A 14,444-nucleotide genomic window follows, 5' to 3' on the forward strand; every position below is an offset into this window, starting at 1 on the left:
GCCTAGTTCAGGCTGGCCCGGGTCGGGGTTTTTTCAAGCAGATCGCCCCAATCGGTGCGATAGGCCATTTCCGCCAGCACGGTTTCAGGCAGGAATTCCTGGTTTTGCCGGATCTGCCATCCGCCGCCCAGACCCTTGTAAACGGCAACCAGATTGCTGGACACCTGCTGCCGCGCTTCGATCAGATTTGCCTGCGACCGCAAAAGCGCGGTCTGCGTGTTCAAAATGCGAGAATAGCTGGCGATTCCATCCCTGTACTGGCTTACGGCGATATCCGCGGCCTTGCGCGAAGCTTCGACGCTTTTCTGATAGAACCCAACCTGTTTTCGCGCTTGCGCATAGGCGACCATTGCGCTTTCCACCTCGGAATACGCGGTCAGAACGGTATTCTGATAATTGGCAATCAGCGCTTGGTATGCCGCATCCTGCGCGCGGACATTGTTTTTGATGCGGCCATAGTTGAGCACGTTCCAGACCACGCCGGCACTGGCCAGACCGGTGGTGCTGTTGCCGCTGAACAGATCGCGCCCGCCCGATGCCTGCAAACCGATTGCGCCCGACAGCACGAACTGAGGATACAGGTCAGCCATCGCGATACCCACCTGTGCCGATTGAGTCGCAGCGGCCAGTTCCGCCGCGCGGACATCCGGGCGGCGGCGCAGCAATTCTGCCGGCACCCCAACGGCCACATTTGTTCGCGCTGACGGGATACGGCCGGAATTCCCCAGCAGGTTGGTCATCCGGGACGGTGTGGCCCCCAGCAGCACGGCCAGCGCATTCTTGGTCTGTTGCAGGTCGCTTTCCAACTCGGGCACCAAGGCCTTGGTATTGTTGAGTAGGGCAGTGGATTCCTGAACGTCCAGTTCGGTCGTGACCCCGTTGTTGAACCGCAGCTGGGTCAGGTCCGCCGATTCCTGCTGCAATTTGATGTTTTCCCGGGCGACCGCCAACGATTCCTGCAACGCGCGGATATTGACATAGAGCGCGGCCACGTCGCCGGTCAGTGTCACCAATGCGTCATCATAGTTTGCGACCTGCAAAGCCAGATTCGACCGCGCCGCCTGCACGCCGCGCCGTTGTGCGCCCCAGACATCCAGCTCCCACTGGGCGTCGAACCCAACCTGAGACGTCGAGAATTCGGTATCCAGGGGGATGATCCGGTTGATATCGGCAACAGGCCCAAGATTGTCGCTGATTTGCCGCCGCTGCAAAGACGCGCCTATGGCCTGGGATTGCGGGTACAATTCGCCGAAAGCGATCCCCAACTGTGCCCGCGCTTGAAGCACCCGCGCGCCCGCGACCTGAAGCGTCAGGTTCTGGGCATAAGCTTCGGCAATCAGCCGGTTGAGGGTCGGGTCATTGAATGTCTCCCACCATTTGACCACGGGTGCGCTGCGCGATGTCAGGCCGCTTTGGCCGACGCTGGGGCTGTTTACCTCGATCCATTGCTTGACGACCGGAGAGTTCGGGCGCACGAAATCGGGCCCCACGGGCGTGCAGGCCGCGAAGGTGGCGGCGCAAAGTGCAGTTCCCATCAACCGGCGGAGTGTCATGGCGCGCATCCTCAGATATCCAGCGGTCGAATGAAGTTGGCGAAGGAATAGAGACGGATGTTGATGCGTCTCAGGAACTCAAAGCTTTTGCCCATGCCGGTGTAGATCGCCACGGCGGCGTGGCCGCCAGCCGGGAAAGTGTGCCCTTCCGGGATATCGACGGTGATCTGCACGGCAATTCGACCGGGCAGTTTCGGCAGTTCAAAGCCGGGCAGGCGGCCTGAAGGGATCAGTTGCCCTTGGCGCGTGGCCCACCAGATCGCCTCGACCTTGCCCGTCAGGATTTCGCCCGGGTAAAGATCCAGCGCCACTTCGACCTCTTGCCCCGGTTCCACGAATTTCAGGTTCTGCTGTCGAAAGGTCGCAAGGATATAGGGGCTGTCCTCGGTCACGAAACTGGCAATCGCGCCCAGTCGAACATCGCCGACGACCAGACCAGGGCGGGCTTGTTGCGATACGATCATGCCGTTTTCAGGCGCGTAGATCGTTGTGTTTTCAAGAAAATACTCAGCTTCGGCCAACTGCGCCCTTGCCTGAAGAATACCGGTGTTCACGCCGTCTATCTGGGACTCCACGGCCAGTTGCGCCTTTTCCAGATTTGCTTCGGCCTGTTTGACGGCAGCAAGGTCTTCGGTCACCTGCTCGTTCCAACGGTCCAGTTCGTCTTGCCGCGCTCCACCGGCGGGCACAAGAGTTTCGTACCGGGCTTGCTGAGTCTGCGCATAGGCCAGCTGCGCGTTTGCGCGTTCAACAGCTTCGGTCGACGCGATCACATCCTGTTCCAGAATTTTGGAATTCTGTTCAGCGGCGACCAATTGCGCCTGCGCATTGTCTACCGCCAGTGAAAATACCGTGTCATCAAAGCGGTAGAGCGGATCGCCCTTGGTGACCGGTGTGTTCGGTTCCACAAGAACTTCGGTCAGGATCGTCGGCTGTGTCAGTTTGGGAATGATCTGTATGGTCGAACGCACCACGTGGCTGTCGGCCGAGAAGGGCTGAAAGAACCGCAATGCGACCAGAAAAATCAGCAACAGGTGCGCGCCAACCCAAAAGGATACGATGCCCCAGGCGATGTTGAATTTCAGCAGTTCCAGCTTGAAGAAAATAAGCCAGACGAAAATGATGTAAAATAGCGTTATGCCAAGGGCGACAAACATGTTTTGTGACTTCCTCTGGCCTTAGCTTTGCTGCGGATCGTCTGTGTCCAGACGACCTTGATATTCAGGCCGGACATCACCACCCAGACGTTTGATTTCATCACGAATGGCGTCTTTTTCCTCGTCAGGGCCACGGCGAATGTCGACCGTAACGCCATCATGGAACGCCCACATGAAGGCATGGACCCAGGGCACCACGGCCAGAAATCCCATCCAGCCCATGATCTTTACGGCCTCGGCATGGGGATGGTTGCGCTTGATGGCAATCCGACCCGGAAGACCCATGAGAAAGAGAAACAGTGCCATCACCGCCGCCAGAAGCAGGATCAATGCCACGAAAGTCAGATAGTCATAATAGCCAAGCGGTTGTCCCAGTAATCCCATGCTCGCGCCTCCTTTTGGGGAAGGTTACGGTATCTTCAGTTGCCGGCGTCCAATTCGTCAATCAACTTGTAGCTTGTCGGCGGGTCGGCGCAGATACCCGGCCCGCATTCCAGCAAGGTTGAACCCGCGTTCAGCACCGCCAAAGCCAGCATGACGAAAAACGCGATCTTGGCCAGAGCATTTCCGCCGAACCTTGGTTCCTGACCAGAAGGGTCGGCGTATTGGCGACCAAACAACAGCATGATCGACGTGCCCAGCAACACAAGGAAAAAGGCGATTCCTGCCCAGGTATAGTAGTGCAGGCCCAAAACAGGAGAGCCGTAGTGCCCGGTGCCGGGTACGATATGCAGAAGAATTTGGCGGATCGATACAGTGCCGCCATACAAGGCCGCTATCAGCACGATGGCATAGTGTTGCGGTCGTGGACCGTAGAGCAGGTTCAAACCAAGCCCCACGCCGACGGCAACGAACCCAACTCGTTGCAGCAGGCAAAGCGGGCAGGGCAGCTCATAGAGGACAAGCTGATAGAAAAACGCTAACGCCAGTACAAGGCAGACGGCAAGCATACCGATCGCGTTTAGGGTGCGGGACAGTTCAGGTGTCATGGCAAGCCCCTCAGAGTTGAATTGTCAGCGGTGTGGTGGCGTGGAATTTCAGCCAGTAGATACACATGGCCAACGTGACGAAAAACAAGGCGTTGCCAGCCTTGGTCAACTTGAAATAGTTCAGCCCCATCGTGGCGATAAACAACGAAAATAAAAGCGCAATCATGGCCCGGTCCTCCCCTCCCGTGCACAAATTCTTGTATGAAGGATAGTGTCAGGCCAAGTTCGATCTGGCAAGCCGCGCAACTCGCCCGGACGTTGTTATTTGCCCGCCTCTAGTCGCAGATGATGACACCAGTCTGCCACTCGCGACAGTGCTCTGGCAGCTTGCCGGGCAAGGGCAGGTCGCTATAGACCGTGTCAAGTTCGGCAATTGATCCTATCCGCGCCGGGGCCGAGCGTTGAAACTTCGAATGATCGGCAACCAGAAAAGTGCGGCGCGCCTTCTCGATGATGGCCTGGCTGACCTGAACCTCCTGAAAGTCGAAGTCCAAAAGATCGCCATCCGTGTCCAGCGCCGAACATCCTATGACGGCGATGTCGAATTTGAACTGCCGGATGGCCGATACGGTCAGGTTGCCGATCAGCCCCCCGTCTGTTCGACGCAAAACGCCGCCGGCCATGATGATTTCGCAGTCCGGGTTTTCGACAAGAATGTTTGCAACGTTCATGTTGTTGGTCACCACCAGCAGGTTCTTGTGGTTCAGCAACTGCCTTGCCACGGCCTCGGTCGAGGTTCCGATGTTCATGAAAATTGATGCGCCATCCGGGATATCAGCCGCGCAGGTCTGAGCGATGCGGGTCTTGGCGTCCGCGTTCAGCGCGCGGCGGTCCTCGTATCCGATATTTGAAACACCCGAGCGGAGAACCGCGCCCCCGTGAACCCGGTCCAGCTTGCCCGCGTCTGCAAGCTCGGTCAGGTCGCGCCGGATCGTCTGAACGGTGACGCCAAAGCGTTCAGCCAGCCCCTCGACAGTAACGCGCCCTTCGGTGCTGGCGATTTCCAGAATGTCGGATTGGCGAAAGGACAAGGACATGGGCAGTTCCGGTGTAGAGGATTGATTTTCGTTTTTGTTCTTTTTGTCGATTTTGGCAAGCCAACTTGCTTGAAAATCATATCTGTGTTGCAAAAAGAAAAAAAACGAACATAAACATTGACGAAGCGAAAGTCATTCTGGCTAATGCCCGCAACCGTGTCAGGCAGGGAATCAATGGATATGCAGTCAACGGACAACCAGATCACAGACCTTTTCATCATCGGTGGCGGGATCAATGGCTGTGGAATAGCGCGGGACGCCGCCGGGCGGGGTCTTTCGGTGACGCTGGCCGAGATGAACGATCTCGCTTCTGCCACGTCCTCTGCCTCGACCAAGTTGTTTCACGGCGGATTGCGGTATCTTGAGTATTTTGAAATTCGCCTGGTGCGTGAGGCCCTGATCGAGCGTGAAACCCTGCTGCGCGCGATGCCGCATATCAGCTGGCCCATGCGTTTTGTGCTGCCCTACCACAAGGATATGCGGTTTGATTCCGAAACGCCGACCTCGCGGTTGCTCAGCACGGTCATGCCGTGGATGCGTGGGCGGCGTCCGGCTTGGCTGATCCGGTTGGGCCTGTTCATGTATGACAATCTGGGCGGGCGCAAAATCCTGCCAGGCACGACGTCATTGAACCTGCGGTCAGCACCCGAGGGGGCCCCGTTGCAGGACAAGTTCGAAACGGCTTATGAATATTCCGACTGCTGGATCGAAGACTCGCGATTGGTGGTCCTGAATGCGCGTGACGCCGAGTCGCGCGGCGCGCAGATCATGGTCCGAACCGAAGTGACCTCGGCCGAGCGGGTCGGTGATCTTTGGGAAGTGTCCGTTCGGGATCGGAGCAGTGGTGAGACTCGTGTGGTCCGGGCCAAAATGCTGATCAATGCGGGTGGGCCCTGGGTGGGCGACATCATTCAATCCAAGATCCGCGTGAACTCTCGCGAGGGCGTGCGGCTTGTTCGGGGCAGTCATATCGTGACGCCCAGGCTTTACGATCACGACAAGTGTTATTTTTTCCAGGGCGAAGATGGCCGCATCATTTTCGCTATACCATACGAGCAGGATTTTACCTTGATTGGGACAACGGATCAGGATCATCCGGACCCGTCGACCAAACCGGTCTGCACCGAGGCCGAGCAGGATTACCTGTGCGCCTTTGCATCGAAGTATTTCAAACGTGCCGTAACCCGTGACGATGTCGTATGGACCTATTCCGGCGTGCGGCCTCTTTATGATGACGGCGCAAGCAGTGCCACTGCTGCAACGCGGGATTACACGTTGAAAGTCGATGCGCAGGGCGGGGCGCCTGTTTTGAATGTGTTCGGCGGCAAGATCACGACCTATCGCAGGCTTGCAGAAAGCGCGCTTGAGAAGGTCGGTGAGTTTTTTCCGAACCTGCCCGGCCCCTGGACCGCTGGTGCCGCACTTCCGGGGGGGGATTTTCCGGTGGATGCCGTCGAAACCCTGAAAAGCGATCTTTTGGCGGCCTATCCCTTTTTGACCGAAAGCTGGGCTGCCCGCCTGATCAGAGCTTACGGGACCGAAGCAAGGGATGTTTTGGGTGATGCAAAACAGATATCCGATCTGGGAGAGGATTTTGGCGCAACCCTGACAGCGCAAGAGGTCGCGTGGCTGATGGACAAGGAATATGCCCGTTCAGCCGAAGATGTGGTTTGGCGCCGCAACAAGCTGGGCTTGCGGCTGAGTGCCGAGCAGATTGCGCGGATCGATCAATGGATGTCCGAACGGTCCGCGGATAAGGGGTAGCCTGAAAACGCCTCGAGGCTGTCAGCGTATCTGCAAAAAAGCCCCATCAGTTCAGATGGGGCTTTCTGTGTTCAGGCGGCTTTTTCTGTAGGGTCGGGGTCGCTCTTGCTGCCCTTCAACCATTCCCGCATGCCTTGCATCAGGGCATAGAGCACGGGCACCACGATCACACCAACCAGCGTTGCGGCCAGCATCCCGCCAAATACCGCGACACCAATCGCCTTCTGGCTGGCGGCACCGGCTCCGTTCGCGGCCAGCAGGGGGACAACGCCAAGTAGGAAGGACAGCGCAGTCATCATCACAGCGCGAAAACGCTGATACGCAGCCTCTGCGGCGGCCTCTTTGATGGAAAGCCCCTTGGCGCGTTGCTCCATGGCGAACTCGACGATCAGAATACCGTTCTTCGAGGCCAGCCCGACAAGCATGATCATACCGATCTGTGTATAGAGGTTGATGTCACTGCCCACGATGGCCACCGCCGCCACGGCCCCAAACAAGGCCACGACAACGGAAAGCAGGATTGAAACAGGTAAGGTCCAACTTTCGTACTGACCCACCAGGAACAAGTAACCGAACAGGATGGCAAGCCCGAGGATGATGATCACCAGACTGCCCGAAGCCAGCTGCTGCTGCGCTGTCCCCGTCCATTCGAACGCATAGCCCGGGGGCAGGGCGGTTGCGGATTCTTCGGTCATCACGCTGATTGCATCGCCGCTGGACAAGCCGGGTGCAGGGACCGCCGTCACCGTGGCCGACCGGAACAGGTTGTGGCGCTTCAGAAGGACCGGACCCAGCACGTTTTCAACGTCGATCAGTGTCCCCAGCGGCACCATGTCTCCGTTTTGAGAACGGACATAGAGGTTCGCGATATCTTCGACATTGTCCCGATAGTTCCCATCGGCCTGAATCATCACGCGATAGACACGGCCGAACAGGTTGAAGTCATTGACATAGTAAGACCCCAGCTGCGCCTGCATGGTCTGAAAAATCTCGGCGACCGAGACATTTAGCGTTTTGGCCTTTTCGCGGTCCAGATCAACGAACAGCTGCGGGACGTTGGCGCGGAAGGTTGTATAGGCCTGCCCGATCTCGGGTCTCTGATTGGCCGAATACACGAACGAACCCACGGCCGATGCCAGATCCTGCGGAGTGCCACCGCCGGTTTGCTGAACTTCCATCTCGACACCGGCGGACATACCAAGGCCCTGGATGGGCGGTGGGTTGAAAGCAAGGACCGAAGCTGCTGATTCACCGTTCGCGATCGCCAGCACTTTGGCCAGAATGGCGTCCGCGCTCAGATCGTCTTCCTGCCGTTCGCTCCAGTTTTCGAGGTTGACGAAAATCGCAGCGCCGTTGGTGATCGTGCCGTTCAGCATCGAAAAACCGTTGACCAGAACCGTGCTCGCGACGCCCGGGATTTCACTTATCTGTTCATCCAGACGTGCGGTCACCGCCTCGGTCCGTTCCAATGTTGCGGCATCAGGCAACTGTACATCAACGAACAGATACCCGTTGTCTTCAAGCGGAATGAATCCGGCCGAGGTGTTGGACATGATTGTCCCGGTTCCCAAGCCAAGCCCAACCACGATGGCCAGCGCAATGGCCGGAAAAACCAACAGCTTTCGTACAATGGCCACATAGCCGTTGCGCACGGTGCCGATGAAGTTTTCGAACATCGCAAGCACCCCTTTGGGAGGGCCGGACCGGGGGCGAAGAACCAAGCCGCACAGGGCAGGCGAAAGGGTCAGCGCGTTGATGGACGAGATTACGACAGCGGTCGAGATCGTGACCGCAAATTGTGAATACAACCGCCCCGAGATGCCGGGCATGAACGTCACCGGCACGAACACCGCCAAAAGAACCAGTGTGGTCGCGATGACCGGACCCGTGATCTGGCCCATGGCTTTTCGGGTCGCTTCAGCAGGGGGCAACCCTTCATCCGCAATGATGCGCTCCACGTTCTCGACGACGACGATGGCGTCATCCACCACTATACCGATGGCCAGCACCAAGGCGAACAGCGAGATGGTGTTCAGCGACATCCCGAACGCTAGCAGGAAGGCAAAAGTACCGATCAGGGATACCGGGATTGCCACGGCTGGAATGATCGTTGCGCGCCAACTTCCCAGGAACACGAACACAACCGAAATAACCAGAATGAAGGTCAGGATCAGGGTCGAGACCACGTCGTTCAAAGATGCCTCGACAAAGTCGGTCGTGTTGAAGGGGACATCATATTCGACATCCGTCGGAAAGGCGCGGGACAGCCGCGCCAATTCCGCCTGCACACGTTCCGAAACCGCCAAAGCGTTTGCACCGGGGGCCTGATAGATGCCGATGACCGTGGCTGGAACCGCCTGAAAATAGCCCGAAGCCGCATAGTATTCTGCGCCAAGCTCTACCCGGGCGATGTCTTTGACGCGGACGATGGCACCGGCGTCACCTGTTCGGATCACGATGTCACCGAATTCCTCTGCGGATGTCAGGCGGCCTTTGGATTTGATCGTGTATTGAAACGTCTGCCCCTCGGGAACGGGTGGCGCACCGATCGAACCGGCGGACACTTCGATATTCTGTTCCCGGATCGCATTGATGACATCCCCCGGTGTGATGGACAGTGCCGCCATCTTGTCCGGATCCATCCAGATCCGCATGGCGTATTCAAGGTTGGTCAGAACATCGGCTTTGCCGACGCCCTGCACCCGCGCCAGCGCATCGCGCAGATTGATCGAGGCATAGTTCGACAGGAACACACTGTCATAGGTCCCATTTGGTGAAGTCAGAGTTACCAGCATCAGCATGTTGGTCGAAGATTTCTGTGTCACCACGCCGGACGAAGTCACTTCGGCTGGCAGCGATGACATGGCCTGCGCCACCCGGTTTTGAACGTTGACCGATGCGATGTCGGGATCGGTGCCGACCTCAAAGGTCACATCCAGCGAATAGGACCCGTTATCCGATGATCTGGACGTCATGTAGATCATGTCGTCCACACCGTTGACCTGCGCCTCAATCGGCGCGGCGACTGTGTTTTCAACGGTCTCGGCGTTTGCGCCGGTATAGGTGGTCGAGACATTGACCACGGGCGGGGTGATATCGGGAAACTGCGCGACCGGCAGCACAAGGTATCCGATACCGCCCATGATGGTCAGCACCAGCGAAATGACGAGCGCCAGCTTGGGCCGGCTGATGAACAGGGCTGAGAACATCTGTTACTCTCCCGGTTGCTCAGAGGCGACGACTGCGTCAACAGCGACGCCGGGGCGAACCCGTTGCAGGCCCTCGACAATTACGCTTTCGCCTTCGCGCAGCCCGTCCAGCACAATAATCGCGGTTCCAACCGTGTCACCGGTGGTGATGTAACGCTGTTCAACCATCTGCTTGTCGTTGACGACCAGGACAAACTCGCCCCGCTGATCGCGCTGCAAGGCGGCTTGAGGCACCAGAACCTGCAAGGTCGGTTCCAGCGCTTCGATCTGCACATTCACAAAGGCGCCGTCCAGAATCAGCCGGTCCGCGTTGTCGAACTGGGCGCGAACGGTAATTGCGCCGGTCAATGGGTCGATACGGTTGTCAACGAATACAAGTCTGCCGACTTCATCCATCTCGGTGCCATTGGGCAGGATGACGTGCACGTTCGGGCTTTGCGGGCTTTCCGCCAGCGATGCCGAGTTTTCACCATAAGTCTGTAAGACTGAGGTGAAGAGCTTTTCGTTCAACGAGAAATTCACATATATGGGCGTCTCACTGACGATATTGACCAGAGGAGGGTTGTTTGGTCCGACCACATCTCCGACGCTGGTCGTGATCCTGCCGATACGGCCGTCGAATGGCGCATGTATCTGCGTGTAGCTCAGGTCAAGCTCGGCCTGCTGGATCGCAGCATTGGCCGCCTTCACCTCTGCCTCGGCGACCAGTTCGTTGGCGCGGGCAATGTCGCGTTCTGACTCTGGCGTCGCGTCGCGTTTGTAGAGCTCTTCTTTACGCGCCAGATCGACCTTTGCCAGTTCAAGATTTGCTTCGGCCCGGTTCAGATCGGCCTTTCGGGCCTCCAGCGTCGCCTCGTACAGGTCGGGTTCGATGGTGAACAGCAGATCGCCTTCTTTGACAGTCGCCCCATCCTCGACCTCGCGGCTGTTGAGAAACCCGTTCACCCGCGCCACGATATCGACCTTGTTGATTGCCTCGGCACGTCCGATGAACGTGGCTTCGTCGGTGATTTCCTCGGTATAGGCCGCCGCTATGGAAACCTTTGGTGGTGCCCCTTCTTCCTGCGCGGTCGCCGGATGCGCCAAACCCAAGGACATCAGCATGAATGCGGCGGCCAAATGCCTGCTGATCTTGTTGGGTGAAAGGAATGCTGGGGACATGGCGAAAGCCTCGTTCGATGCGGAAACAAAAGATACCGACCCAGTCGCCAGGGCGACGCGAGTCGGAGGAACCTGATCTCAGGATGACTTTTTTGTGCCGATATCTCAAGCGTGATGAGTCCCGCCCCGGTCGGGGCGGAGGTCAAAAGTTCAAGCAACTATGCTGGCTTAGGCCCTGACGTGGCCGTGGGGCCCAAACAAGAGGGGCCCGAAACGAGCCCCCTGCGTCCAATGCGCCGGACCGATCAGTCGCGGGTTCCCGCGAACCTGTCCTGCCATTCTTCGCGCTGTTCATCCGTTATCTTGGCGAACAGAACGTCTGGCACGGTAAAATCGTGACCGGACGGCAAGGCGTTCAGCGCGGTGGCAACATCATCGGGCCAGCTGGTATCCAGCGTGTTCATCGCGCTCAGCATGCGGGCCGAGGTGTCGGGGATGAACGGTGCGCTGAGAACGGCGTAAAGCCGGATCAGATTCAGGCCAAGACGTACCTGCGCAGCGGCCTGCTCGGGGTCTTCTTTAAATGTGGACCACGGAGCCGCGGCCTGTAGATATTCATTTCCTGCGACCCAGATTGCCCGCAGCTCCTGCGCGGATTTGCGAACCTCCATCGCCTCCATATGGCCTTCATAGGCGCGGACGCGTTTGGTGAGCTCTTCGATCAAGGCCTGCTCGCGGGGGCCGAACTGTCCACCTTCGGGCACGGTCTCAGCAAATTTCGAGCGGCAGAATTTGGTGATCCGGCTGACAAAGTTGCCCAGAACGTCTGCAAGGTCCTTGTTCACCGATTGCTGGAAGTTCTCCCAGATGAATTCGCTGTCGCTGCTTTCGGGCGCATGGCTCAGCAGCCACCAGCGCCAATAATCGGCAGGCAGAATGTCCAGCGCCTGATCCATGAACACGCCACGGCCCTGGCTGGTCGAAAACTGGCCGCCGTCATAATTCAGATAGTTGAACGACTTGATGTAATCCACCAGCTTCCAGCGTTCGGGCGATCCGGTCTCTTCATTATGGGCGTTGGTGCCCAGGATGGTGGCCGGGAAGGACAGCGTATGGAACGGCACGTTGTCCTTGCCCATGAACTGGACATAGCGCACGTCGTCCGCGCCCTTGTCGGTGCGCCACCAGCGTTCCCAATCCGCATCAGTCCTGCCGTTGGCGTCCGCCCATTCCTTGGCGCAGGCGATGTATTCAATGGGGGCGTCGAACCAGACGTAAAAGACCTTGCCTTCCATCCCCGGCCAATCCTGATCGCCTTTCTTGACCGGTACACCCCAGTCCAGATCGCGGGTAATGCCACGGTCCTGCAAGCCGTCGCCGTCATGCAGCCACTTCTTGGCAATCGAAGTGGTCAGGACCGGCCAGTCCGTCTTGCTGTCGATCCACGCATCCAGCTTGTCCTTCATCGCGGATTGACGCAGATACAGGTGCTTAGTCTCGCGTACTTCCAGGTCGGTCGATCCGGAAATGGCCGAGCGCGGATCGATCAAGTCCGTCGGATCCAACTGCTTGGTGCAGTTTTCGCACTGGTCGCCGCGCGCGCGATCATAGCCGCAATTGGGGCAGGTGCCTTCGATATAGCGGTCAGGCAGAAAGCGACCATCGGCGTTGGAATACACCTGTTTCTCGCTGACTTCGCGGATCAGGCCCGCGTCATCCAGCTTGCCCGCAAAATGCTGGGTCAGGCGCTTGTTCTGCTCGCTGGACGAACGGCCGAAGTGATCGAAGCTGAGACCAAACCGGTTGGCGATATCGGCCTGAATCGCATACATGTCAGCGCAATACTCCGCCACCGGCTTGCCAGCCTTGGCGGCGGCCAGCTCGGCGGGTGTGCCGTGTTCATCCGTGGCGCACAGGAACATGACCTCGTTCCCCCGGCCACGCTGGTAACGCGCGTACAAATCAGCCGGTAATTGCGAGCCGATCAGATTGCCGAGGTGTTTGATCCCGTTGATGTAGGGGATCGCCGAGGTGATGAGAATCCGAGCCATGATCCGTTTCCGCGTAACTGTCTGCGCGCCCGTCTACATGATGTGATCGCCCAGCAAAAGCCCGGCTTTGGCCTGCTTGTCGATTTAGACCCCGAAGGCAACGAAAATCGTGCTGCCGCAACGATCTGGATCGCGTTCCGGGGACATGTCCAAAGCTTTGGGGCAAGCAGAGGGACTCCAACGCCTTGAATCCGAGTCGCAGTGCCCCGTCCTTGTTCCATACCGAACCGACCGAAAAGGCCAGGGTGATCACAAAAGACATTCAAAGAACAGCGGGGGTGCCCAGTTTTTCACTCTTCCCGCGACCGTTTCAGAAGGCGACCAATCGTGAATGAGGTGCGCGGGGCGTAAACATAATTCGTGCGCTCCTCGGGGGTTGGGCGTGACCGCATCCGCGCCAGACCAAACACGATCAGGAAGACATGCCCGAACGCCACGAAGGCAAAAAGGGCACCCGGGCCAAATTTCTGGATCAGGGTCGAGGTTATGTAGGGCGATGCAATTGCCCCCAAGGCAAACCAGAACATCAGGGCAGCCGAGAGTTCCACCCGTTCCTCGGTCGTGGCAAAGTCGTTTGCGTGGGCGGATGAGACCGAGAAGATCGGAAAGGTTGTCAGGCCAAAGAACACGGCCGCCGACATAACCCCGATCGTTCCGGTGCCGCTGGCTGCCATGGTGACGCCGCAGCTGAGTACCGCGGCAGCCGACAGCCAGATCAGCACCCAGCGCCGGTCATATTTGTCAGCCAGCCAGCCGACGGGGTATTGAGCAAGCGCTCCACCAAGTACGAAAGAGGCCAGGAAGAATGCGATCTGATCGACGCCAAGTCCGACCTCTTGCCCGTAAACCGGACCCACCATTCGGAACGAGGCCGAACTGAGCGCGGCCACGATCACGCCAGCCACGGCCAAGGGTGAGCTGCGCCAAGCCAGCTTGGGTTTCAGGCGGGGCGCGTCAGGTGTCTTGGGTTGGCTTGCTTTGGTCAGCGTCAGCGGCAGCAGTGACGCACAGCACAGGATCGCCAGCAGGTTATACGAGACGTAAGAGGCCGGGGGCAGAACGGCGATAATCAACTGGGCGCACAGGGACGCGCCCATATCCGCGATCCGGTACGTTCCCATTGCACGCCCTCGGGTTTCATTGGTGACCTTCGCGTTCAGCCAGGCCTCGATCACCGTGTATGCGCCTGCCACGCAGGTGCCCGAGGCCACACGCAGGGCGGCCCAGATATATGGGTTTTCGGTCAGCGTATGTCCGATGAGGCCCATCGCGCCCAACGCGGTGCAAACTGCAAATGCGCGCGAATGACCGACATTGCCCATCAGACGTGGTGCCCACCAGCAGCCGATGAAAAACCCCAGAAAGTGCGAAGACCCCAAAAGACCGATCTGTTCGGTCGTGAAATCCAGCGTGATGCCGGATATGGCATCGAGTGGCCCGACGCCTCCTGTCGAAAGCTGAAGCAGAATGACCGAAAGAAACAGGGCTGCAAATGAAATGATCGTGCGCATGGTGGTCTCAGATTGGCAGGGTCGCCGCACAATGCGCGCATCAATTCGACTTTAGCGAGTCGTTTTTTGCCG

At 58.3% G+C, this 14,444-nt stretch carries 11 protein-coding genes; 1 reads left to right on the plus strand and 10 read right to left on the minus strand.

The features are described 5' to 3' along the window. Positions 1 to 2 precede the first annotated feature (2 nt). The 6 genes from GS620_RS01670 to GS620_RS01695 all read right to left on the minus strand — a co-directional run bounded on the left by GS620_RS01670 (position 3) and on the right by GS620_RS01695 (position 4,736). A complete protein-coding gene (locus tag GS620_RS01670; RefSeq protein ID WP_253283777.1) occupies positions 3 to 1,553 on the minus strand; it encodes an efflux transporter outer membrane subunit in 1,551 nt (516 codons plus the stop codon). Between the two features lie 11 nt (positions 1,554 to 1,564). Further along, positions 1,565 to 2,710, minus strand: coding sequence for an HlyD family secretion protein (locus GS620_RS01675; protein ID WP_152457734.1), 1,146 nt, complete (start codon positions 2,708 to 2,710; stop codon positions 1,565 to 1,567). Positions 2,711 to 2,731: 21 nt separating this feature from the next. Further along, a complete protein-coding gene (locus tag GS620_RS01680) occupies positions 2,732 to 3,094 on the minus strand; it encodes a DUF3302 domain-containing protein (RefSeq protein WP_152457735.1) in 363 nt (120 codons plus the stop codon). A gap of 35 nt (positions 3,095 to 3,129) precedes the next feature. Beyond that, entirely contained in the window at positions 3,130 to 3,699 is a 570-nt protein-coding gene (locus tag GS620_RS01685) for a disulfide bond formation protein B (protein ID WP_171613764.1), read from the minus strand. A 10-nt stretch (positions 3,700 to 3,709) separates the two neighbouring features. Continuing rightward, a complete protein-coding gene (locus GS620_RS01690; protein ID WP_171116330.1) occupies positions 3,710 to 3,865 on the minus strand; it encodes a DUF5993 family protein in 156 nt (51 codons plus the stop codon). Between the two features lie 109 nt (positions 3,866 to 3,974). Next, entirely contained in the window at positions 3,975 to 4,736 is a 762-nt protein-coding gene (locus GS620_RS01695; RefSeq protein WP_171613766.1) for a DeoR/GlpR family DNA-binding transcription regulator, read from the minus strand. A 180-nt stretch (positions 4,737 to 4,916) separates the two neighbouring features. Between GS620_RS01695 and glpD the strand changes: the two genes are divergently transcribed. After that, complete coding sequence (gene glpD, locus GS620_RS01700; RefSeq protein WP_171614479.1) at positions 4,917 to 6,500, plus strand: glycerol-3-phosphate dehydrogenase; 1,584 nt, start codon at positions 4,917 to 4,919, stop codon at positions 6,498 to 6,500. A 71-nt stretch (positions 6,501 to 6,571) separates the two neighbouring features. Here the strand turns inward: glpD and GS620_RS01705 are convergent, their stop codons facing one another. From GS620_RS01705 to GS620_RS01720, 4 genes are all read right to left on the minus strand, one after another. Next, a complete protein-coding gene (locus GS620_RS01705; RefSeq protein WP_171613768.1) occupies positions 6,572 to 9,709 on the minus strand; it encodes an efflux RND transporter permease subunit in 3,138 nt (1,045 codons plus the stop codon). 3 nt (positions 9,710 to 9,712) lie between these two features. Continuing rightward, positions 9,713 to 10,813 (minus strand): efflux RND transporter periplasmic adaptor subunit, encoded by a 1,101-nt coding sequence (locus tag GS620_RS01710; protein WP_171205018.1) that lies wholly within the window; start codon positions 10,811 to 10,813, stop codon positions 9,713 to 9,715. A 302-nt stretch (positions 10,814 to 11,115) separates the two neighbouring features. Continuing rightward, entirely contained in the window at positions 11,116 to 12,861 is a 1,746-nt protein-coding gene (metG, locus tag GS620_RS01715) for a methionine--tRNA ligase (protein WP_171613770.1), read from the minus strand. 290 nt (positions 12,862 to 13,151) lie between these two features. Beyond that, positions 13,152 to 14,372, minus strand: a complete 1,221-nt coding sequence (locus tag GS620_RS01720; RefSeq protein ID WP_171204610.1) for an MFS transporter — start codon at positions 14,370 to 14,372, stop codon at positions 13,152 to 13,154. Positions 14,373 to 14,444: the final 72 nt, after the last annotated feature.

The sequence above is a fragment of the Ruegeria sp. HKCCD6428 genome (assembly GCF_013110595.1).
Lineage (GTDB): Bacteria > Pseudomonadota > Alphaproteobacteria > Rhodobacterales > Rhodobacteraceae > Ruegeria.